Here is a 21,624-nt window from a genome sequence, read left to right on the forward strand (position 1 = left end):
GGTTGTAACTGGTCGGGAGCAGATTCCTGCGTCATCATGGGCAAATTTTGCTCGGCAGCCCAAAGGACGCCCCATGAATCTGCCTCCCCGTCAGCAGCAAATCCTTGAGCTGGTTCGCGAACGCGGCTATGTCAGCATCGAGGAAATGGCCACGCTGTTCGTTGTCACACCGCAAACCATCCGCCGCGACATCAATCAGCTCGCGGAAGCCAATCTGTTGCGTCGCTACCACGGCGGCGCAGCCTATGATTCCAGCGTCGAAAATACCGCTTACGCGATGCGCGCCGATCAGATGCGTGATGAGAAACAACGTATCGGTGAAGCCATCGCCGCACAGATCCCCGATCACGCCTCGCTGTTCATCAATATCGGCACCACCACCGAATCGATTGCCCGGGCGCTGCTCAACCATAATCACCTGAAGATCATCACCAACAACCTGCACGTGGCCTCGATGCTCAGCGCCAAGGACGATTTCGACGTGCTGCTGACCGGTGGCAATGTGCGACGCGACGGTGGGGTGGTCGGTCAGGCGAGTGTCGATTTCATCAACCAGTTCAAAGTCGACTTCGCCCTCGTCGGCATCAGCGGCATTGATGAAGACGGCAGCCTGCTCGACTTCGATTATCAGGAAGTACGCGTTTCGCAGGCGATCATCGCCAATGCGCGGCAAGTGATTCTGGCGGCCGACTCGAGCAAATTCGGACGCAACGCCATGATTCGACTGGGACCGATCAGCCTGATCGATTGCCTGGTAACCGATCAGCCGCCCTCCCCGGCACTGACGCAATTGCTGACGCAGCACAAGATTCGACTCGAAGTCGTTTAACCCGCTCAGCCATATTGATTGCCCGTACCGCCGCCTTCGCGGGCAAGCCACGTTCCCACAGGTTTGTGAAGTGCCCTGTGGGAGCGGGCTTGCTCGCGAATACGGTCGCCCATTCGGTACACCTCTCCCTTCTTGACGCACCCTTGAATGTTCGAAAATTTTCCTTTAACAGCACTTCGATCAGTATTTTCAATCGAAGTTGACTGGCTGTGCGCGCCTTTATGGGCTACCATTTTCGCAAATGAACATTAATGTTCGAATTCCAAACAGACAATTAAAAACCCCGAGGCCAGCCGATGCCAACTTCTACCTTGCCTACGCCCCCTCTCGCTGAGGTCTACGACATCGCCGTGATTGGAGGCGGAATTAATGGCGTGGGCATCGCAGCAGATGCGGCCGGTCGAGGCCTCTCGGTGTTCCTTTGCGAAAAGGACGATCTGGCCAGCCATACCTCGTCGGCCAGCAGCAAGCTGATCCACGGCGGCCTTCGCTACCTCGAACACTACGAATTTCGCCTGGTTCGCGAAGCGCTGGCTGAGCGCGAAGTGCTGCTGAAAAAAGCACCGCACATCGTCAAGCAAATGCGCTTTGTGCTGCCGCACCGTCCGCACCTGCGCCCGGCGTGGATGATTCGCGCCGGCCTGTTCCTTTACGACAATCTCGGTAAACGCGAGCAGCTGCAGGGTTCGAAGAGCCTGAAGTTTGGCGCGGACAGCGCGCTGAAAAGCGAAATCACTAAAGGCTTCGAATACTCCGATTGCTGGGTCGACGATGCGCGGCTGGTGGTGCTCAACGCCATGGCTGCTCGCGAGAAAGGCGCGCACGTTCACACCCAGACCCGCTGCGTCAGCGCTCGTCGAGTCAAAGGTTTGTGGCATCTGCACCTGGAACGCGCTGACGGCAGCCTGTTTTCGATTCGCGCCAAAGCGCTGGTGAATGCGGCCGGCCCATGGGTTGCCAAGTTCATTCGTGACGACCTGAAGATGGAATCGCCCTACGGCATTCGTCTGATTCAGGGCAGCCACCTGATCGTGCCGAAACTCTACGAGGGTGAACATGCGCATATCCTGCAAAACGAAGATCAGCGCATTGTCTTCACCATTCCGTACCTGAATCATTTCACATTGATTGGCACCACCGACCGCGAATACACCGGCGACCCGGCGAAAGTGGCAATCACTGAAGGCGAAACCGATTACCTGCTGAAAGTGGTGAATGCCCACTTCAAGAAGCAGGTCAGCCGCGACGATATCCTGCACAGCTATTCCGGTGTTCGTCCGCTGTGCAACGATGAATCCGACAATCCGTCGGCTGTCACTCGTGACTACACCCTGGCACTGTCGGGCACGGGCGAAGAAGCGCCGTTGCTGTCAGTGTTCGGCGGCAAGCTGACCACCTATCGCAAACTCGCCGAATCGGCGCTGGCCCAGCTGGCGCCGTATTTCACGCACATCAAGCCAAGCTGGACCGCTACAGCGACGCTGCCGGGCGGCGAAGACATGACCACCGCGCAGGCATTGAGCTCGCGGATCCGGGATCGGTTCGATTGGGTACCGACCGAGATCGCCCGCCGCTGGGCCACCACGTATGGCAGCCGCACCTGGCGCATGCTAGAAGGCGTGCAAAATCTGGGCGATCTGGGTGAGCATATCGGCGGCGGTCTCTACACCCGCGAAGTCGATTATCTGTGCAGCGAGGAATGGGCTACCACCGCGCACGACATCCTGTGGCGTCGTAGCAAGCTGGGCTTGTTCACCACACCGGATGAACAGCAGAAACTGCTGAGTTATCTGAGCAAGGTTGGACATCATCGCAGCAAGATCGAAGCGGCCTGATCGCTGATAGGTAAAAGCAAAGCCCCTGAATCGCGAGATTCAGGGGCTTTTTTGCACCTCAATATCTGCAGAATCACCTTACACCGGCATTCGGTTTTCCGAACGAGGATCCGGCAGTCCATTCGGTTAACCGGATTCGCGCGGCACCGCTGAGCGCGCCACAAATATTTAATATCTTTGTAAATCAAGGCGTTGAACAAATCATCCTGGCCTGGCACGAGTCATGCTCTACACTCTCCAGCGAAGGCCTGTAGCGCGTCCTATCGGGAAGTCTGCAGACCGTCGAAGCACAAAAGGGCCGATGAACTGGCTCCATAAAAAAAACAATGTCGAGGAAAATTTGATGCGCATCGTTCCCCACATCCTGGGCGCAGCCATTGCTGCCGCTCTGATTACCACTCCAGTTTTCGCCGCCGAACTCACCGGCACACTGAAGAAGATCAAAGAGTCCGGCACTATCACCCTCGGGCACCGTGACGCCTCGATTCCTTTTTCCTATATCGCGGACGCTTCCGGCAAGCCAGTTGGCTACTCCCACGACATTCAGCTGAAAATTGTCGAAGCCATCAAGAAAGACCTGGACATGCCAGACCTCAAGGTCAAGTACAACCTGGTCACTTCGCAAACCCGTATCCCGCTGGTGCAGAACGGCACTGTTGACCTTGAGTGCGGCTCCACCACCAACAACGTGGAACGTCAGCAGCAAGTCGACTTCTCTGTGGGCATCTTCGAAATCGGCACCCGCCTGCTGTCGAAGAAAGACTCCCAGTACAAAAACTTCGCCGACCTGAAAGGCAAGAACGTTGTGACCACTGCAGGCACCACGTCCGAGCGCATTCTGAAGTCGATGAACGCCGACAAGCAGATGGGCATGAACGTCATTTCCGCCAAAGACCATGGCGAGTCCTTCCAGATGCTGGAATCGGGCCGCGCCGTTGCCTTCATGATGGACGACGCACTGCTGGCCGGCGAAGCCGCCAAGGCCAAGAAAGCCAGTGACTGGGAAGTGACGGGCGATCCTCAGTCCTACGAAATCTATGGATGCATGGTTCGCAAGGGTGACGCTCCGTTCAAGAAAGCCGTGGATGACGCGATCGTTGCGACCTACAAGTCTGGCGACATCAACAAGATCTACGAAAAATGGTTCATGCAACCGATCCCGCCGAAGAACCTGAACCTGAACTTCCCGATGAGCGACGAGCTCAAGGCCCTGATCGCCAACCCGACCGATAAAGCGGCTGACGACAAGAAATCCTGATTCCTGACTAACCTTGTCTCCTGAAAGGGCTGTCACCCTTTCAGGAGTTTGTCACTCCCTGCTGGTATCTTTGGAAACACTCGAACCGCTCGCTGTCGAGCCGCTCGTGTGTGTCTGACCGTCGAGGTCGGACGGAAATGGATGTCCCCAGGCGGGCACTTGTACATCGATCGTATCCGAGGGGAGACCCCTGATGAATTACAACTGGGACTGGAGCGTGTTCTTCAGGTCCACCGGGGTTGGCAGCGAGACCTATCTCGACTGGTACATCTCCGGTTTGGGCTGGACCATTGCCATCGCCATCGTGGCCTGGATCATTGCGCTGATGCTGGGCTCGATTCTGGGCGTCATGCGCACCGTGCCTAACCGCTTCGTGGCAGGCATCGCGACCTGCTACGTCGAATTGTTCCGTAACGTACCGCTGCTGGTTCAGCTGTTCATCTGGTACTTCCTGGTACCCGACCTGCTGCCGCAAAACCTGCAGGACTGGTACAAGCAAGACCTCAATCCGACCACATCCGCCTACTTGAGCGTCGTCGTCTGCCTCGGCCTGTTCACCGCTGCCCGCGTCTGCGAGCAGGTACGAACGGGTATCCAGGCGCTGCCGCGTGGCCAGGAATCCGCCGCTCGCGCGATGGGTTTCAAACTGCCACAGATCTACTGGAACGTGCTGCTGCCCCAGGCTTACCGAATCATCATTCCGCCGCTTACCTCCGAATTCCTGAACGTGTTCAAGAACTCTTCGGTTGCGTCGCTGATCGGCCTGATGGAGCTGCTCGCGCAGACCAAACAGACTGCCGAGTTCTCTGCCAACCTGTTTGAAGCCTTTACCCTGGCGACCTTGATTTACTTCACCCTGAACATGAGCCTGATGTTGCTGATGCGCATGGTCGAGAAGAAAGTCGCCGTGCCGGGCCTGATCTCCGTAGGGGGTAAATGATGGAATTCGACTTCTCGGGCATCGTCCCGGCCCTGCCGGGTTTGTGGAACGGCATGGTCATGACGCTGCAACTGATGGTGTTGGGCGTGGTCGGCGGGATCATCCTCGGTACGATCCTGGCCCTGATGCGTCTGTCCCACAGCAAACTGCTGTCGAACATCGCTGGCGCCTACGTCAACTATTTCCGCTCGATCCCGCTGCTGCTGGTCATCACGTGGTTCTACCTGGCGGTACCGTTCGTACTGCGCTGGATCACCGGCGAAGACACCCCGATTGGCGCCTTCGCCTCGTGCATCGTCGCGTTCATGATGTTTGAAGCCGCGTATTTCTGCGAAATCGTCCGCGCCGGTGTGCAATCCATTCCCAAAGGTCAGATGGGCGCTGCCCAGGCGCTGGGGATGAACTACAGCCAGGTGATGCGTCTGATCATCCTGCCGCAAGCGTTTCGCAAAATGACGCCGTTGTTGCTGCAACAGAGCATCATCCTGTTTCAGGACACCTCGCTGGTTTACGCGGTCGGTCTGGTGGATTTCCTCAATGCTTCGCGCGCCAGTGGCGACATCATCGGCCGCTCCAATGAGTTCCTGGTTTTCGCAGGTCTCGTGTACTTCATCATCAGCTTTGCCGCCTCGCAGCTGGTCAAGCGTCTGCAAAAAAGGTTCGCCGTATGATCTCTATCAAGAACGTCAACAAGTGGTATGGGGACTTCCAGGTACTGACTGATTGCAGCACCGAGGTCAAAAAAGGCGAGGTGATCGTGGTGTGCGGGCCGTCGGGTTCCGGCAAATCCACCCTGATCAAGTGCGTCAATGCGCTGGAACCGTTCCAGAAAGGCGACGTGGTCGTCGACGGCACCTCGATCGCCGATCCGAAAACCGACCTGCCGAAACTGCGCTCGCGCGTGGGCATGGTGTTCCAGCATTTCGAGTTGTTTCCGCACCTGACCATTACCGAAAACCTGACCATCGCGCAGATCAAGGTGTTGGGCCGCAGCAAGGAAGAAGCGACCAAGAAAGGCATGCAGCTGCTCGAGCGGGTCGGCCTTGCGGCTCACGCCCACAAGCATCCGGGCCAGCTCTCCGGGGGTCAGCAACAGCGCGTGGCAATTGCCCGCGCGCTGGCGATGGACCCGATTGTCATGCTGTTCGATGAACCGACTTCGGCCCTCGACCCGGAAATGGTCAACGAAGTGCTCGACGTGATGGTGCAACTGGCCCACGAAGGCATGACGATGATGTGCGTGACCCACGAAATGGGCTTCGCCCGCAAAGTGGCCGACCGGGTGATCTTCATGGACCAGGGCAAGATCATCGAAGACTGCCAGAAAGAGGAATTCTTCGGCGACATCAGCGCCCGCTCCGAACGTGCGCAGCATTTCCTCGAGAAGATCCTGCAGCACTAAGAAAGGCTCCGCTCCCCAAATGTGGGAGTGGGCTCTGTGGCGAGGGGGCTTGCCCCCGTTCGGCTGCGCAGCAGTCGTAAAATTGTACTGTTGCTGCAATTTTGGGGCGGCTTCGCCACCCAACGGGGGCAAGCCCCCTCGCCACAGGCCAGCTCCCACAGGGACCGCTGGTGGTGCTCCAAGTAAGTGTTGTGGTTGACCCAAGGCATCTGTGATGAAATGCGACCCCACCCTTTATCGCGCCGCGCCGCCATCACTCGCCGTGAAACCCCGTTTGATCCGCCATCTGTTCCTGCCGCCGCTGGTCATCGCCCTGATGATCGGACTGGGTTACGTCGGCTATTGGGTCAGTGAACATTATGGAATTCGCAGCCTCAGCGAAAACGGCCAGCGGCAGCTCGAACTGCACGCCCGCGCCGTCGAAAGCGAGATCAGCAAATACACTTACCTGCCCAGCCTGCTGGAACTGGAATCGAGTGTTTCCGACTTGTTGGCCGAGCCTGATGCAGCGCACCGGCAAACGGTCAATGAATACCTCGAAGGCCTCAATCGGCGAAGCCGCAGCCGGGCCATTTACGTGATGGACACCGCCGGGCGTGTCGTGGCCACCAGCAATTGGCGTGATTTCGACAGCTATCTGGGTGAAGACCTGTCCTTTCGCGCCTATTTCAAGGACGCCGTGCGCGGTCAGCCGGGACGCTTCTACGGCATCGGCAGTACCAGCGGCGAACCCGGTTATTACCTCGCCCACGGCCTGGAAGAACAAGGCAAGATCATCGGCGTCGCGGTGGTCAAAGTGCGCCTTGAAGCCATGGAAGAACGCTGGCAACGCGCGCGTCTGGAGGCTTTCGTCAGCGACGAAAACGGCATCATCATTCTTTCCAGCGATCCGGCTCGACGCCTCAAGTCAGTGGTGCCTCTGAGCGAAGACACAAAAGAGAAACTGGCGCGAAGCCTCCAGTACTACTGGTTTCCGCTGAATGAATTACAGCCGCTCGCCCGCGAGACACTCGCCGAAGGTGTGGAGAAACTGACCTTCCCCGCCAACAGTGAAGTGGATGCAGAGGCTGAAGACATCAGTTACCTCTCGCAAACCCGCCCGCTGAGTGACACGCCGTGGCACTTCACCCTGCTCACGCCGCTGGAGGATTTGCGCCGTGAGGCCATTAATCAAGGCATTCTGGTGGCGGTCGCGTTTGCCCTTGTGGCGTTCCTGCTGATCGCCTGGAATGAACGCCGAAAAGTCATCGCCACCCGCCTCGCCGCCCGGGAAGCCTTGCAGCAAGCCAACAATCAACTTGAGCGTCGGATTACCGAACGCACCACCGACCTGCGCGCCAGCAATGAGCGGCTCAAGAGCCAGATCCGCGAACGCCGGCAGGCCGAGGAGACATTGCGACGGGCGCAGGATGAACTGGTGCAAGCCGGTAAACTCGCGGCCATCGGTCAGATGTCCACCAGCATCGCTCATGAATTGAACCAGCCCTTGGCAGCGCTGCGCACGTTGTCGGGCAACACCGTACGTTTTCTCGAACGTGGCCAGCTGGATGTGGCCAGCACCAATCTGAAAACCATCAACGAATTGATCGACCGCATGGGCCGGATTACCGCCAGCCTGCGCTCCTTCGCCCGTCGCGGCGATGACAAAGGTCAGGCCAGCCTCGGTAAGGCCGTGGACGCGGCGATGCAACTGCTGGGCAATCGTATCGACAGCGCGCACCTGCAGGTGAATCGGGAATTCGCCGATGTCCAGGTACAGATCGACCAGACACGTCTGGAACAGATTCTGGTCAACCTGATCGGTAATGCCCTCGATGCGATGCAGTCGCAACCGCAACCAGCGCTGTGGCTGGAAGGCGAAATATTCGATGACAAGTGTCGTCTGCGCGTACGCGACAACGGCCACGGCATTGACGCCGAAGCGCGCAAACACCTGTTCGAACCGTTCTTTACCACCAAACCGGGCGAGCAGGGTCTGGGCCTCGGCCTGACACTTTCCGCCAGCCTCGCCGCGGCCACGGGCGGACATTTAGGTGTCGAGCACCCGGCCAGCGGCGGTACCACCTTCGTCCTCAGTTTACCGTTGGTAAGCCATTCTCCCGCCGAGCCGATATGAACAACGACCTTAGTGTATTGATTGTCGAAGACGACCCCCATGTGCTGCTGGGCTGCCAGCAGGCCTTGACCCTCGAAGACATTCCCTGTGTGGGCGTCGGCAGCGCCGAAGAAGCTCTGGAGCGGGTCGGCGACAATTTTGCCGGCATCGTCATCAGCGACATTCGTCTGCCGGGCATCGATGGGCTGGAACTGCTGACCCGCCTCAAGGCCCGCGATCGCAGTCTGCCAGTGGTGCTGATTACCGGCCACGGCGACATTTCCATGGCCGTCGGCGCGATGCAAAAAGGCGCCTATGATTTCATGGAGAAACCGTTCTCCCCGGAACGTCTGGTTGACGTCGCCCGCCGCGCGCTGGAGCAGCGTAGCCTGGCGCGGGAAGTCTCCTCGCTGCGTCGACAACTGGCCGAGCGTGACTCCCTCGAAGGGCGAATCATCGGCCGTTCGCCGGCCATGCAAAACCTGCGGGAACTGATCGCCAACGTCGCCGACACCTCGGCCAATGTGCTGATCGAAGGTGAAACCGGAACCGGCAAGGAACTGGTTGCGCGGTGCCTGCACGATTTCAGTCGGCGCCACACCCAACAGTTTGTCGCACTCAACTGCGGTGGCCTGCCGGAGAGTCTGTTCGAAAGTGAAATTTTCGGCCACGAAGCCAATGCATTCACCGGCGCCGGTAAACGGCGGATCGGCAAGATCGAACACGCGGACGGTGGCACGCTGTTTCTCGACGAAGTGGAAAGCATGCCCTTGCCGCTGCAGATCAAATTGCTGCGGGTGTTGCAGGAACGCACCCTCGAACGCCTCGGCTCCAACCAGAGCGTCGCTGTGGATTGCCGGGTCATCGCGGCGACCAAATCCGATCTGGATGAGTCGAGCAAGGCCGGCGAGTTTCGCAGCGACTTGTATTACCGCCTGAACGTGGTGACCCTCGAACTGCCGCCGTTGCGCGAACGTCGCGAGGACATCCTGCAACTGTTCGAACATTTCCTGCAGCAGTCATCCCTGCGCTTCGACCGTGCGGCGCCGGAGCTGGACAACCAGACCCTGTCCAACCTGATGAGCCATGACTGGCCAGGCAACGTGCGCGAGCTGCGCAATGTCGCCGAACGCTACGCCCTCGGTTTGCCGGCCTTCAAGAAAAGCGGCCCCAGCGGCAGCAATCAGGGCCTGGCATTTGCCGAAGCGGTTGAAGCGTTTGAGCGCAATCTGCTCAACGATGCCTTGCAGCGCAGTGGCGGCAACCTGACTCAGGCGAGTCAGGAACTGGGCATGGCCAAGACCACGCTGTTCGATAAAGTGAAAAAATACGGGCTCAGCCACTGATGGACCTGATGTTCAAAGCACTCCTGGGCGCAGGGGTGGTGTTAATCCTCGCTGCACTGGCCAAGACCAGGAACTATTACATCGCCGGGCTGGTGCCACTGTTTCCGACTTTTGCCTTGATTGCTCACTACATCGTCGGCAAGGGGCGCTCGCTGGAGGACCTGAAGGCCACCATTGTGTTTGGCATGTGGTCGATCATTCCGTACTTCATTTATCTGGCGACGTTGTACGTCATGATTGACCGGCTGCGCCTGGAGACTTCGCTCGCGGTAGCGGCCGTCGCATGGCTGATTGCAGCGACGGCGCTGGTTTCGGTCTGGGTCCGAATCCACGGCTGAGCAAAAATCACCCGTGGATTGTGCGCTTACAGAAGGTTGTGGCCTGGCGCGGGATCAATCTGCGCCCAATGCGAAGTGTCTTCACGATGCGCCTGCAAATATGGCAACACCGCCGCGAGCAGCGGCACTTTGAACGCCTCCTGAAAGCGATGGGCCAGCCCCGGAATCAACTTCAACTGACTGCCGCGAATGTGCGCCGCCAGATGCACGCCGTGCATCACCGGTAGCAAGGGGTCTGCCGTGCCGTGCACTACAAGGGTCGGCACCCGTAACTGATTGAGCAGCGCCACCCTGCTGCGCTCCGCTAGAATCGCCATGATCTGGCGTTTCACACCCTCGGGGTTGAAAGCCCGGTCATACGATTGCGCCGCTTGCTCGAGCAACGCCTGCCGATCATCGCTGATCGTCGGGCTGCCCAATGCCGCGAGCAAATCCGCCTGTTGTTCCAGGGCCACCTCGCGATTCGGCGCACTGCGGCGCGAGAGCAACTGCACCAATGCCGCCGTCGGAGCCGGCAGCCCTTCGGCGCCGGAGGTGGTCATGATCAGCGTCAGGCTCTCGACCCGTTCTGGCGCCATGGCCGCCATGTGCTGGGCGATCATGCCGCCCATGCTCGCGCCCAGCACATGGAATTGCTCGACGTGCAAAGCATCCATCAAACCGAAAGCGTCACCCGCCATGTCAGTCAGCGTGTAAGGCGCGGCCACCGATAAACCCAGTTTGTAACGCAACACTTCGAAGGTCAGATTGGCGTCGACCGGCGTTGTACGCCACGTCGACAGACCGACATCGCGATTGTCGTAACGGATCACCCGGAAGCCTTGCTGACACAGCGCCACCACCACCTCGTCCGGCCAGTGAATCAACTGTCCGCCCAAGCCCATCACCAGCAACAGCGCCGGGTCCGATGCACGGCCTATGCTCTGGTACGCCAGGCTCACCTGCGCAAGGTCGACCCGTTCGGTGGGAACATCGACATCACATCGCGAAGCCGCAAAAGACGGCAAGCCGAATAACAACGCGGCCACAAATATGGCCCGTGATAAAAACAAAGCACGCATGAAAAAACACCGAAACGCAGAACCCCAATAGAGCGCGAGTCTGATGAAATTTGTTCAAGTGCGCTGCCACAGTTCCGTGACAGTTTGATGAAGAGCGCTGAACGGTCGGTGCGGTAATTATGTAGTGACTACGCCCCGCTGGACTTCCATTAAATGGCCCGCACCGGGGGTGGATCTGCCGCTCCCTCTGAACGAGCCACATCGTCATGCCCGACAGACTCATTTTCGACCTCCCCTCCCCGGTGCAAATCGCCGCCCCCTTCTTGTCGGCGTTGCCGCCCCAATTCGACGAAAGTCTGTTTCTGAGCGCTAGCGCACGCTGGCGAGAGAGCAGCGACGGCCTGCACGGGCTGATGGGTGCTTGCCCGGGAATTCGCGAAACACTCGAGCAACTGCTCAAACAGGAACTGAACCTGGATGGACAACAAGCCGGGTTGCTCTTCACCCGCACGGCGGAACACCCCGAACGCTTCGTCAGCCTCACCGCCGCCTGTGCCTACGTTATGCAGCATCCGACCCTGGAGACGACACTTGATCAGCAATGTCGAGTGACGGGGCTGAATCACGCCCATGCGTTGTCGCAACTCACGCCGTTGCAATGGCTCGAACGGCTCAAGGAGCTTGACCCGGAACGCTCGCACGGCGAGCGCTGGCGAACCTTCTGGGAGGCGCGTGCCCCGGGTACTCCGGTATCGCGACAGACTTACGTCATCCAGCAATACCGCAGCCATTTTGAAGCAGCCGCTCAAATCGCATTCGCGCAGAGAACCCTCACGGCAGAACAGCTCAAACGCTTGCAGTTGATCATCGATGCGCCCAGCGGGGGGCTGGCGGCGAGTGACGAGCGCATTCATACCGAGCAACTGACCCTGGTGCTGAGCAACAAAAGCAGAATCAAACCTACAGGCGCCTGGGTCATCACCACGGCCGGCCTGTCCAGCGACGGCCATTTGCTTTATTTGCCCAGCCGATCGGTCGCCATCCAGCGATTCGATCAGCGCAGCGATATGCAAGCCTGGCTGTCGCGGCAGGCACTTGTCCCGAGCGGTTTACCCGACAGCCCCCTTCAATTTGAATATACCGCCAGAACCGATCCCTTGACCGTGGGGGCAAGCGATCTGTTTGCGGCTTACCAGCAAGCGCAGATAACGGCGTTAAGGCATGGTTCCCATGGCAAAGCAGGCATGGCAAACCATGGCGCACATTCGCTCGCACAGGCCGACCAAGTGGATCTGCAACTGCGCAAGGCGACCGTAATCGCCTCGCCGCCCAGGCTGCAAGCTGCGCATGAAGAGTCCCTGCCGGACGAACCCTCACTCTTCGGCAGCCTGTACGCCGACATCCCGTGGGACCTGCGCCAGGCCGCGCTGAAAAAACAGCGCGATGCACTCCAGGCACTGATTGAAGAAGTGGGCAGCGGCGATGGCCTGCAGCCTTTCAAGGATTCTTTGAAAACATTGGGGACCGCCGAAGACAACGCTGACAACGCGGCGTCCGCCCTGCTTAACCGGTCACGCACGCTCGACGTTGTCACGTTCCAGCGCGAGTTTGCTCATCTGCACAGCGCTCATAAATCAGCATTGCTGGCAGAGGCTCAGCTGCAATTGAGGCTCAAACAACTCAGTGTCGATGAGCACAAGCTGATCACGACGTTGCTGGACACTTCAGACGAGTCGAAACCGGATGCGGTAGCTGCCAGCCTTACCTTGTCGATGAGCGAACAAAACGGCGACAAAACCACGGTCCATGCCCAGGAAATCAAAGGGGCATTCGTAGTGACACAAGCGCACGTGCTGACCGACGCCGACTCGCCGCACAGCGTGATTCTATACTGGCCCGGCAGCGGCGGCGGCCTGCAGCGATTCAGCAACCGTCGTGAGCTTGAGCGGCAGGTCTTCAAAGTCGACGGGCAAGAAAACGGCGCAGCGCTGGCGTTGAAAAAAATCAGCGGCGACGCGCTGCAATACAGTCTGAACGGGCTTAATACCGACTTCGAAGAACAGGCCGGCAGCTTCCGCCAGCGCCACGCTGATGCCGCCGAAGCCGGGCAACTTGCCGAACAACTGGAAATGTTGCGCCAAAAAGCGCGTTCCGCTTTCCAGGTTCCGGTACACGCTGCCAGAACTCTGTCCTTTGCGCATGTGTTGGAGCAGAACGACAGTGGCGTCCTCTCCGCCAATCTCGCGGGCTGGCTCACCCGTCTGACCGAGGTCGAGCGTATCGGGCTTAAAAATCTGATTGAGGCGTACATTCTCGCGATGCGCAAAAGCCACGCGCTCATGACCATTGCCCTGGAGCCCCGTGATGATTTCACTCGCAAGCACCTACACGCCCGGCTGACAAAAGACTTTTCAATCGAAGGGCATTTCGCTGTGCAAGTGGAACTGCCCGACTCGACCACCACCCAGACAGTGCCGCAATCCGGCCCAGGCGGAATCCGCAAGACGACAGTCATTGTTCCCGGCAACCGGCGCAGCAAAATGTCACTTGAGGACCTTGCGCAGCTCAATGTCGATAACGTTCATTCGGTGCTGGAGGACGCGGTGTCAAAGCGTCTGATCTTCATGCGGCTGGAAGTCACCGCAGCCCGGCAACAGGATCGCTTTCGCTTGTTGAACGGCATCAACCTGCCCTACCTGCGCAAAGTCTTGCCGGAACTGGACCTGCCCAAGGCCTATGAACAAAAGATTCTCGACACGTTCCTGGGAGGAGCCGACGAGCCCGTCTTCGTCAGACAGCATCGTCGGGAAAGTCTTGTCGAGCCCTGGCGCCTGATGCTGAAAATCCAGGGTGAATGCGCACGGCTGCAACATCACATCAACAGTGATGAACTGCAGGTGTTGAACATTGCCATCGACGCCAACACACCCCAGGCGTGGCTCGCCAAAGGCAAGCGAGTGGTCTTGCTGCCAGTGTCGCTTGGCGTGGGCGGCAAGGACACCCGCGACGAGGGCCCTGTCACCCTGTCGGGCGTTAATTTCATCGAAGAACAGCTCAGCGCCATCACCCTGCTGTACCTGCCGGACAGCCCCGACGGGCAATTCCTGCGCCGCTACGACAACCTTGAAGCAGCGCGCAAAGGCCTTTACACCCTGTGCGGGGATGACAAATGGGTCAGTTATCTGGCTGGCAAAACCTTGCACGGTAATGTCAGGGCGCATGTAAACCGGATCAATCAGGCCGTGGACAAACACTTTGATGCCGTGATCGCCGTCGGGGTTCGCTGGCCGCAGACCACCTCGCTGGCCGCTCACCTGCTGGATGCCCACATGGGGCGCCTGATCGAAGCCCATCGCGGCTCCTCCCGTTCCAACGATGACCTGTTCTTGGAGCGCTACGCGTTGACCGGCCCGCGCGCCTTCAATTACATGAAAATGGCCATGGGGATGGTGCCCTTTGTTGGCAGTGCGCTGGCTCTCTACGATGCCTGGACCGCTGCGAACCAGGCTGTGGCGGCGTTTTTACGCGGGGAAGTGGGTGACGGCGTGGCGCAAATCGAGTCGATGCTGTTGTCGTTGATCGACGCGTTCATGGACCTGCTGCCGGGCGAAGCGCTGACCGCGGCAGCTTCACGCACGGCACGCTCGCTTACGCAGAGTCGCCAGCTTCATCGGCTGGCCAGGAACGTCGCTGCGGTCCATGGAGCCTCCCGGCGTCAGGCCCGGCATGTGGCGAAACGCTTCAACGGCTACGATTATGAACAACCCATTTCCCTTGCCGATTTGCAGCCCGGCAAGCACGGTCTCTACCGAGGCATTTACCGGCATGCGGACGGTAACTTCATCGAACGCCAAGGACGCCTTTTCCAGGTCGAACTTGACAGGGATTCGCAGAGCTGGCGTTTGCTCGGCAACTCGCAAAAAACCTACAAGCAACCCATTGCAATGAATGAAGCCGGTGATTGGGACACCTGGTATGGCGTCTACGGCAGCACGCAGAAAGGAGGCGGACTGGGCGGCGGACAAGCGCTCGGACACCTGGCCGATGCGATTGACCCGCTATGGCCGCTGGCGATTCGCCACCGGTTGCCGCGTTGGTGGGCAGACAGGACGTTTCGCCGTCATCACCAGTTGACCGAGACGATCGACGACCTTGCACCCCAGCTGAATACCCGCGTCAAGAAAACCAGTGAAACGCTCAACCGATACCACGATGCAACGCCGGAAAATCGCCCGGCATTGATGCCGGCCGCCGATGCCGAGTGTGTCGGAGATATCGAATTCGCCACCAGGCAATACAATATGCTGGCTGAACTGAAACCCCTGACCAGCGGGCGAAAACAGCGCTCCGTGATCGAAATGCAAAGCAGCGCCGCCTGGCTGCTGACTGATCGTTACCGCCAACGCGCGATTTTCCTCTCACAAAGCAGTCGTCCGCTGACGGATCAGATCCTGAAAATGTCCAGGGACCTCGATAATTTGCCAGCCAACGCCCTCAGCGCGCGCCTGATCCTGCTGGAGGACATCCGCAAGCTGCGCGTCGAGTTCGTGAACAAGCTGGATGAGTTGGAGACGTTAAAGGGCGACGTCAATCGCTGGTTTGATCGCATCGGGCTGAAAAAGGACAAGGACCAGATCAAACATCAGGTCGACGCCTTGAACACGACGCTCAGCGACGCCAATCTGACCTACCTGAGGGCCGCGCACCGGCTGGAAATCGTCAAGCATTACGGCACCGTCGACGAAGTTTCCTGGTTGTACCTGCAAGGACAGGCCCAGAAGCTTCGCGCCAGGGTCGATCGCGCTTTGTATATGCAAGACAGCCTCCCTGAAGTCAGCGTAACAAGGGAGCAACGTAATCAAATCCTCCAGAACTGCATCACGCTGTACACGCAGTTCCGACGCGAAATGAAAGTCTGGACCACTAGCTACCCGCAGCATTTCCACATGGATGCCGTTGAACCGCTGCTGAACGGGATCGACAAGATGAGCGAGCGGGCGCGCAAGGCAATTGATCATCCTGCCCTGTCGGCACCGGCCGGAGAGATCCGCAAGAAAGTCTTTTCCAGCGAAGACGGCGAGTGGCTGATAGGAGTCGAGAAGTGGGATCCGAAAAAGAAGACGCGGCACTATCAGATAAATGACGGAGAAGTCTGGGCGCAGACCAGTGACGGCAAGTTTCGTCTCCAGGCCCCGTCGACAGTCGCACCGGCACCGGCACCGGCTCAAACGATCACGGCGCTGGTCGAAGAAGCCGGCAAACGCCTGGATTTCCAGCCGACTTACCTGGCCAAGGTAAAAACCTATGCCGACCAGGACATGCTCCCTGTCGACCTGGAACACATGATGGTCAGCGAAGCCGCCGAACTGACCCGCCGCGCTGATCGCATCCAGAAGCTGGATGCGCAGAACCCGCTGATTCAAAAACTGCGCGACGAGGCCGGAGCACTCAAGATCACCGGCCGGGAAATGCGTACGCGCCAGGCGCTGACGACTAAAAAGCCCACGGGCGGAATGCTCGCAGATCTGCTCGAGCAGGACGCAGTGGAAATTCGCAAAACCAGCCCGCTGAAAAACCTGGGAAAACGCAAAGAAGGACGAATCGATTACTTGCAGGAATACGAAATCTGGGACAAGACGCTCACACCTTCCGAGTTGCTGTGGTACGCCCACTTCCACTACGCCAGTGCAAAACCGGTGATGCGACAATTCGAAAAAGCCCACTTGAAGCTGCCTGAACACCGATTCCTGACACACGCTGACGACGCCAACCTGCCCTATGCGGACATTGGTAAGCGATCAACGGTCGTTGATCACTTCGAACGCTTTTGAATGCGAAATGCAAGCGGGTCGCCCCTCGTGAGGGGCGACCCCAAGGCCAGCTGACCAGGCGGCGATTTCGCCATACTTGTGCGCGGCAAAGGCCATCCAGCTTTTCAGGTGCGGGTCGAGCTTGTCTTCGCATGCGCGGTCCACCGGGCTGTGCAACAGCGAACAGACACTGCTGACCCACAGGTTGTCGCCGAAACGTTCCTGCGCCGGTTGCAGTTGCGCTAGTGCTTGCTCCAGTTCGCAGCGCCAAATGTCATGACCGTTGTCCAGGCCCACCGACAGAATTTTGTAAGTGGGCAGCCGGTCCAGCACTTGGCCGAGCTGATCCGGTGCGCGCACCGCGTCGATGTGCAAGCCATGCACCGGCAGGCTGACCGCCAGACCGAGGTTGTCTGTCAGCCCGCTGAAGCCGGTGGCCACGAGTTTTTTCAGCGGCGAATATTGAAGGATGTGGTAAGCGCGCTCGAAGGCGTTTTTCCAGGCCTGCGGCAAGTCGAGTGTCAAAATCGGTTCGTCGATCTGCACCCATTCCACCCCTTGGTCAGCGAGGCGCACGAGTATGTCGTTGTAGACCGGCAGCAATCGCTCCAGCAGATCGAGATAGTCGAAATCCCTGCCTTTGGCCTTACCCAGCCAGAGGTACGTCAGCGGGCCGATGATCACCGGTTTGACGGTGTGACCGAGAGCACGAGTTTCGACTTCCTCGAACAGCCAGTCGAAGTTGCCGACGGGCAGCCAATCGATGCCGATGCGCGGGAAACCAAGTGTGTGTGCCAGGACCATGATCAAATTGCTCTCTATAAAAGGTGCGGTAAACCATGGCGCCATTGTCGACAGCCCGAGCAGCATGAGACAAACTCAACCTTTTCGTGTTGATCACAAGTTTTCCTCATGGAGCCGCCGGTGCTTGAAATCCGTCACCTGAAAACCCTGCACGCGTTGCGCGAAGCCGACAGCCTGGTCGATGCAGCCGATCGGCTGCACTTGACCCAGTCGGCGCTGTCGCACCAGTTCAAGGAACTTGAAGAGCGCATGGGCATGGCGCTGTTCGTACGCAAAACCAAACCCGTGCGATTTACCAGCGCCGGTTTGCGCTTGCTGCAGTTGGCCGATGCGACCCTGCCATTGCTGCGTGGCGCCGAGCGCGACATTGCGCGCCTGGCTGGCGGGACCGCAGGGCGATTGCACATGGCGATCGAGTGCCACAGCTGTTTTCAGTGGCTGATGCCGACCATCGACCAGTTCCGCGATGCCTGGCCGGAAGTCGAACTGGACCTGGCTTCGGGTTTTTCTTTCGCACCGCTGCCGGCCCTGGCCCGAGGCGATCTGGATTTAGTGGTGACGTCCGATCCCCTGGAACTGGCCGGCATCACCTACGTGCCGCTGTTCACTTATGAAGCGATGCTTGCGGTGGCTAATCAGCACCGCTTGGCCAGCAAGGCCTGCATCGTCCCGGAAGACCTGCTCAGCGAAACCCTCATCACCTACCCGGTGGAACGTGATCGGCTGGACATCTTCACCCGTTTCCTCGAACCCGCCGACATCGAACCGGCGCAGGTACGCACCTCGGAACTGACGGTGATGATGATGCAACTGGTCGCCAGCGGACGCGGCGTGTGCGGCATGCCGCACTGGGCGTTGCACGAGTACAGCTCACGGGGCTACGTGAAAGCCAAGCGGCTGGGTGAGAAAGGTCTGTTTGCGACGCTGTATGCCGGGATTCGCGCGGACATGCTGGATGCGCCGTACATGCGTGACTTCCTGCTGACGGCGAAGGACACCTCGTTCTCGACGCTCGACGGGGTCAGCGCGGTTAAATAAAACGACACACATTCTGTGGCAGCGCATGGGTCTCAGAGCTCGCGCCTTGCTGCTCAACGCATGGCTGACATCCAGTCGCTCGATCCACATCTTCAAGCCGTCCTGCGTTGCTCGAGCATCAGCCGTACCGCGAGCGCCGCCAGCACAAACCCCATGAAGTAGCGCTGCACTGCCAGCCAGGTAGGGTTACTGACGAACCATGAGGCAATCCCTGCCGCAAACAGCGCGATCAACAGGTTGACGCTGAAACTGACGCTAATCTGGGTCAGGCCCAGCACGATGCTCTGAGCGAACACCGAACCGTGCTCCGGTGAGATGAATTGCGGAAACACCGAGAGGTAGAACACCGCGATCTTCGGGTTCAACGCACTGGTGAGGAACCCCATGGTGATCAGTTTTCGCGAAGAGTCAGGCGGCAACTGTTGAGCTTCAAACGGTGAGCGGGCGCCCGGCTTGACTGCCTGCCAGGCCAGCCACAACAAGTACAGTGCGCCAGCCCACTTGAGCACTTCGTAGGCCATCGGCACCGCCACAAACACTGCGGTCAAACCGGCGGCTGCCGCAAACAGATGCACAAGAAAACCAGCGACCACGCCCAGCAGCGACGTCACCCCGGCCTTGCGTCCCTGACAGATCGAACGCGAGATCAGGTAAATCATGTTCGGCCCCGGCGTGAGCACCATGATCAGCGCGGCGGCAGCAAAAATCAGCACATCGTGTAGCGGAATCATGGCGAGTCCCTTTGGCATGAATGGGCAATTGATCGTGCCCGGCGAACCACGATCAAACGGCAGGATGAAGTTCGTGTCAATGGCGCCAGCATGACATCACCGCGGCAAACGCCAGGCGATTCCCGCGTCCAGGAAATGATTCGTCTCAGTCAGTTGCGCGAAGTTGAAGCCGGGCGTCTATGCTCCATTGACCCGGATCCATAATCTCCGCTTCGGTCAGGTAATCAGGGAAAGGATGCCCCGCATGAACGCTTCATACCCAATCGCTGCCGGTGCAGGCAGATGCCGATGAGCAGACTGCTCGCCCGGACCAATCGGCGCATCCTGATCGTCGACGACGCGCCCTCCATCCACCAGGATTTTCGCAAAATCCTCGATCCTGTAGCCGACGGCGAGCAATCGCTGGCGGACACCGAAGCAGCACTGTTCGGTACACTGTCGCCAGAGCGGCCGTCGTTTGAGCTCGACTCGGCCTATCAGGGTCAGGAAGCCCTGCAACTGGTGCAACGGGCGCTGGCCGAAGGACGCCCGTATTCGCTGGTGTTTACCGACATGCGCATGCCTCCGGGCTGGGACGGTCTGGAGACAATCGAGCAGTTGTGGAAAGTCGATCCACAGCTACAAATCGCCCTGTGCACAGCGTATTCCGACTACAGCTGGGAGGCCATTGCCGACAGACTGGAGTTCGGCGACCAGTTGCTGGTGTTGAAAAAACCTTTCGACAGCCTGGAAATCCGCCAGATGGCCAGCGCCCTCACCTGGAAATGGCAGATGGCCCAGGACGCGGCGATGAAGATGCTCAGCCTGGAGCAAACCATTGAAGCCAGGGTTCACGAGCTGCTCAAGGTTTCCCATCTGCTGCAATACGACGTTCTCACCGGGTTGCCCAACAGCACTTTGCTCGGCGACCGCCTCAATCAATCGCTGGCCCTTTCGCGCCGGCATGACAAGCAACTGGCCGTGATGTTCCTCGGCCTCGACCGCTTCAAACGCATCAACAATGCCCTCGGCCATCCGGCCGGTGATGAAATGCTTAAACGCGTCGGGCAAAACCTGGTAGCCACCGTGCGCGAGTCCGACTCGGTGTTTCGTTACGGCTCGGACGAATTCGTATTGATCTTCGCCGATATCCACCATCCGCAACAAACCAAAGGCATTGCCGAAAAACTGTTGAAATCCATCCGCCGTCCACAACACATCGCCGGCCACGATTTAAGCGTCACCGCTTGCCTGGGCATCAGCATTTACCCGGACGATGGTCTGGACGCCATCGATCTGATCAAGAAAGCCGAAACCGCGATGCGCAACGTCAAGGAAAGCGGTCCGAACGATTTCAGCTTCTTCATTGAAGAGATGAACCAGCGTGCCCGGGACCAGCAGAGCATCGAGACCGGCATTCGACTGGCGCTGGAGCGCAACGAATTTGTCCTGCATTACCAACCGAAACTGGACCTGGGCAGCGGCCTGGTGGTGGGTGCCGAGGCCTTGATCCGCTGGCAGAAACCTGGACAGGGTCATGTATACCCTTCGGATTTCATCGGGGTTGCCGAAGACAGCGGGCTGATCGTTCCGCTCAGCCGTTGGGTGCTGGCCCAGGCGTGTCGGCAAACCTGTGCCTGGCTTGCGGCCGGGCTGCCGAAGATCTGCGTGTCGGTGAACGTCTCCGCGATCGACTTCCGCCAGCGCGATTTCGTTGAAGGTATCGAACAGATCCTCCGGCAAACCGGTATGAATCCGACCTGTCTGGAGCTTGAAATCACTGAAGGCGTACTGATGCAAAACGTCGAAGCCACGGTCAATTCATTGAACCGGATCAAAGCACTGGGCGTTCGCCTGGCCATCGACGATTTCGGCACCGGCTACTCGAGTCTCAGCTACCTGCGACGCTTCCCGGTCGATGTGTTGAAAATCGATCAGTCATTCATCCGTGGCTTGAGCAGCGACAGCAATGACGCCGCGCTCGTCAGCGCGATCATCAGTCTGGGTCGCAGCCTCAACCTGACCATCATTGCCGAAGGGGTGGAAACCCTCGAACAACTGGAATTCCTCAAGGCCCGCCAATGTGATGAAGTACAGGGTTACTACTTCAGCAAACCGGTGGCGCCGGACGTCTTCGTGCAGTATCTGCAGTCGGTGAAGGCCGCCTCTGCCCCACTGTGAACGATGCACAACGGCATGCGTACGTTCAACAGGGGAT

Annotated in this window: 14 protein-coding genes and 1 pseudogene; 12 read left to right on the forward strand and 3 right to left on the reverse strand. The window is 58.9% G+C overall.

Annotated elements, in window-relative coordinates; genetic code table 11:
* Positions 1 to 73 precede the first annotated feature (73 nt).
* From ACYZT1_RS19945 to ACYZT1_RS19985, 9 genes are all read left to right on the forward strand, one after another.
* Positions 74 to 829: a DeoR/GlpR family transcriptional regulator gene (locus ACYZT1_RS19945; RefSeq protein ID WP_462016359.1), complete on the forward strand. Its 756-nt coding sequence runs from the start codon at positions 74 to 76 to the stop codon at positions 827 to 829.
* A 296-nt stretch (positions 830 to 1,125) separates the two neighbouring features.
* The gene (gene glpD, locus ACYZT1_RS19950; RefSeq protein WP_462016360.1) at positions 1,126 to 2,664 is read left to right on the forward strand and encodes a glycerol-3-phosphate dehydrogenase; all 1,539 of its coding nucleotides are present in this window, start codon (positions 1,126 to 1,128) and stop codon (positions 2,662 to 2,664) included.
* A gap of 343 nt (positions 2,665 to 3,007) precedes the next feature.
* Positions 3,008 to 3,922 (forward strand): glutamate/aspartate ABC transporter substrate-binding protein, encoded by a 915-nt coding sequence (locus ACYZT1_RS19955; protein WP_462016361.1) that lies wholly within the window; start codon positions 3,008 to 3,010, stop codon positions 3,920 to 3,922.
* 193 nt (positions 3,923 to 4,115) lie between these two features.
* Entirely contained in the window at positions 4,116 to 4,862 is a 747-nt protein-coding gene (locus ACYZT1_RS19960; RefSeq protein WP_462016362.1) for an amino acid ABC transporter permease, read from the forward strand.
* Entirely contained in the window at positions 4,862 to 5,533 is a 672-nt protein-coding gene (locus ACYZT1_RS19965; RefSeq protein WP_462016363.1) for an amino acid ABC transporter permease, read from the forward strand. The genes ACYZT1_RS19960 and ACYZT1_RS19965 overlap by 1 nt, the downstream gene beginning before the upstream one ends.
* Complete coding sequence (locus tag ACYZT1_RS19970) at positions 5,530 to 6,264, forward strand: amino acid ABC transporter ATP-binding protein (RefSeq protein WP_462016364.1); 735 nt, start codon at positions 5,530 to 5,532, stop codon at positions 6,262 to 6,264. The genes ACYZT1_RS19965 and ACYZT1_RS19970 overlap by 4 nt, the downstream gene beginning before the upstream one ends.
* Before the next feature lie 214 nt (positions 6,265 to 6,478).
* Positions 6,479 to 8,380 carry a two-component sensor histidine kinase AauS gene (gene aauS, locus ACYZT1_RS19975; RefSeq protein WP_462016365.1) on the forward strand — a complete coding sequence of 634 codons (1,902 nt, stop codon included), beginning with the start codon at positions 6,479 to 6,481 and terminating at the stop codon, positions 8,378 to 8,380.
* A complete protein-coding gene (gene aauR, locus ACYZT1_RS19980) occupies positions 8,377 to 9,705 on the forward strand; it encodes a two-component response regulator AauR (RefSeq protein WP_462016366.1) in 1,329 nt (442 codons plus the stop codon). Before aauS ends, aauR begins: the two co-directional genes overlap by 4 nt.
* Before the next feature lie 8 nt (positions 9,706 to 9,713).
* Positions 9,714 to 10,043, forward strand: coding sequence for a GlpM family protein (locus ACYZT1_RS19985; RefSeq protein WP_462016367.1), 330 nt, complete (start codon positions 9,714 to 9,716; stop codon positions 10,041 to 10,043).
* Positions 10,044 to 10,069: 26 nt separating this feature from the next.
* Here the strand turns inward: ACYZT1_RS19985 and ACYZT1_RS19990 are convergent, their stop codons facing one another.
* On the reverse strand, positions 10,070 to 11,104 hold the full coding sequence (locus ACYZT1_RS19990) for an alpha/beta fold hydrolase (protein ID WP_462016368.1): 1,035 nt from the start codon (positions 11,102 to 11,104) through the stop codon (positions 10,070 to 10,072).
* 206 nt (positions 11,105 to 11,310) lie between these two features.
* Here ACYZT1_RS19990 and ACYZT1_RS19995 point away from each other — a divergent pair, with 206 nt between their 5' ends.
* Complete coding sequence (locus ACYZT1_RS19995; protein ID WP_462016369.1) at positions 11,311 to 16,875, forward strand: dermonecrotic toxin domain-containing protein; 5,565 nt, start codon at positions 11,311 to 11,313, stop codon at positions 16,873 to 16,875.
* Between the two features lie 56 nt (positions 16,876 to 16,931).
* On the opposite strand, the pseudogene ACYZT1_RS20000 reads toward ACYZT1_RS19995, so the two are convergent.
* Positions 16,932 to 17,586: pseudogene (locus ACYZT1_RS20000) on the reverse strand (5-methyltetrahydropteroyltriglutamate--homocysteine S-methyltransferase); the annotation flags it as partial.
* Positions 17,587 to 17,778: 192 nt separating this feature from the next.
* Here ACYZT1_RS20000 and metR point away from each other — a divergent pair.
* Complete coding sequence (metR, locus tag ACYZT1_RS20005; RefSeq protein ID WP_462016370.1) at positions 17,779 to 18,696, forward strand: transcriptional regulator MetR; 918 nt, start codon at positions 17,779 to 17,781, stop codon at positions 18,694 to 18,696.
* Positions 18,697 to 18,788: 92 nt separating this feature from the next.
* On the opposite strand, the gene ACYZT1_RS20010 is transcribed toward metR, so the two are convergent.
* Entirely contained in the window at positions 18,789 to 19,427 is a 639-nt protein-coding gene (locus tag ACYZT1_RS20010; RefSeq protein WP_462016371.1) for a LysE family translocator, read from the reverse strand.
* 288 nt (positions 19,428 to 19,715) lie between these two features.
* On the opposite strand from ACYZT1_RS20010, the gene ACYZT1_RS20015 reads away from it, so the two are divergent.
* On the forward strand, positions 19,716 to 21,587 hold the full coding sequence (locus ACYZT1_RS20015; RefSeq protein ID WP_462016372.1) for a putative bifunctional diguanylate cyclase/phosphodiesterase: 1,872 nt from the start codon (positions 19,716 to 19,718) through the stop codon (positions 21,585 to 21,587).
* The last annotated feature ends 37 nt before the right edge of the window (positions 21,588 to 21,624 follow it).

Source organism: Pseudomonas sp. PB3P13, assembly GCF_054897735.1.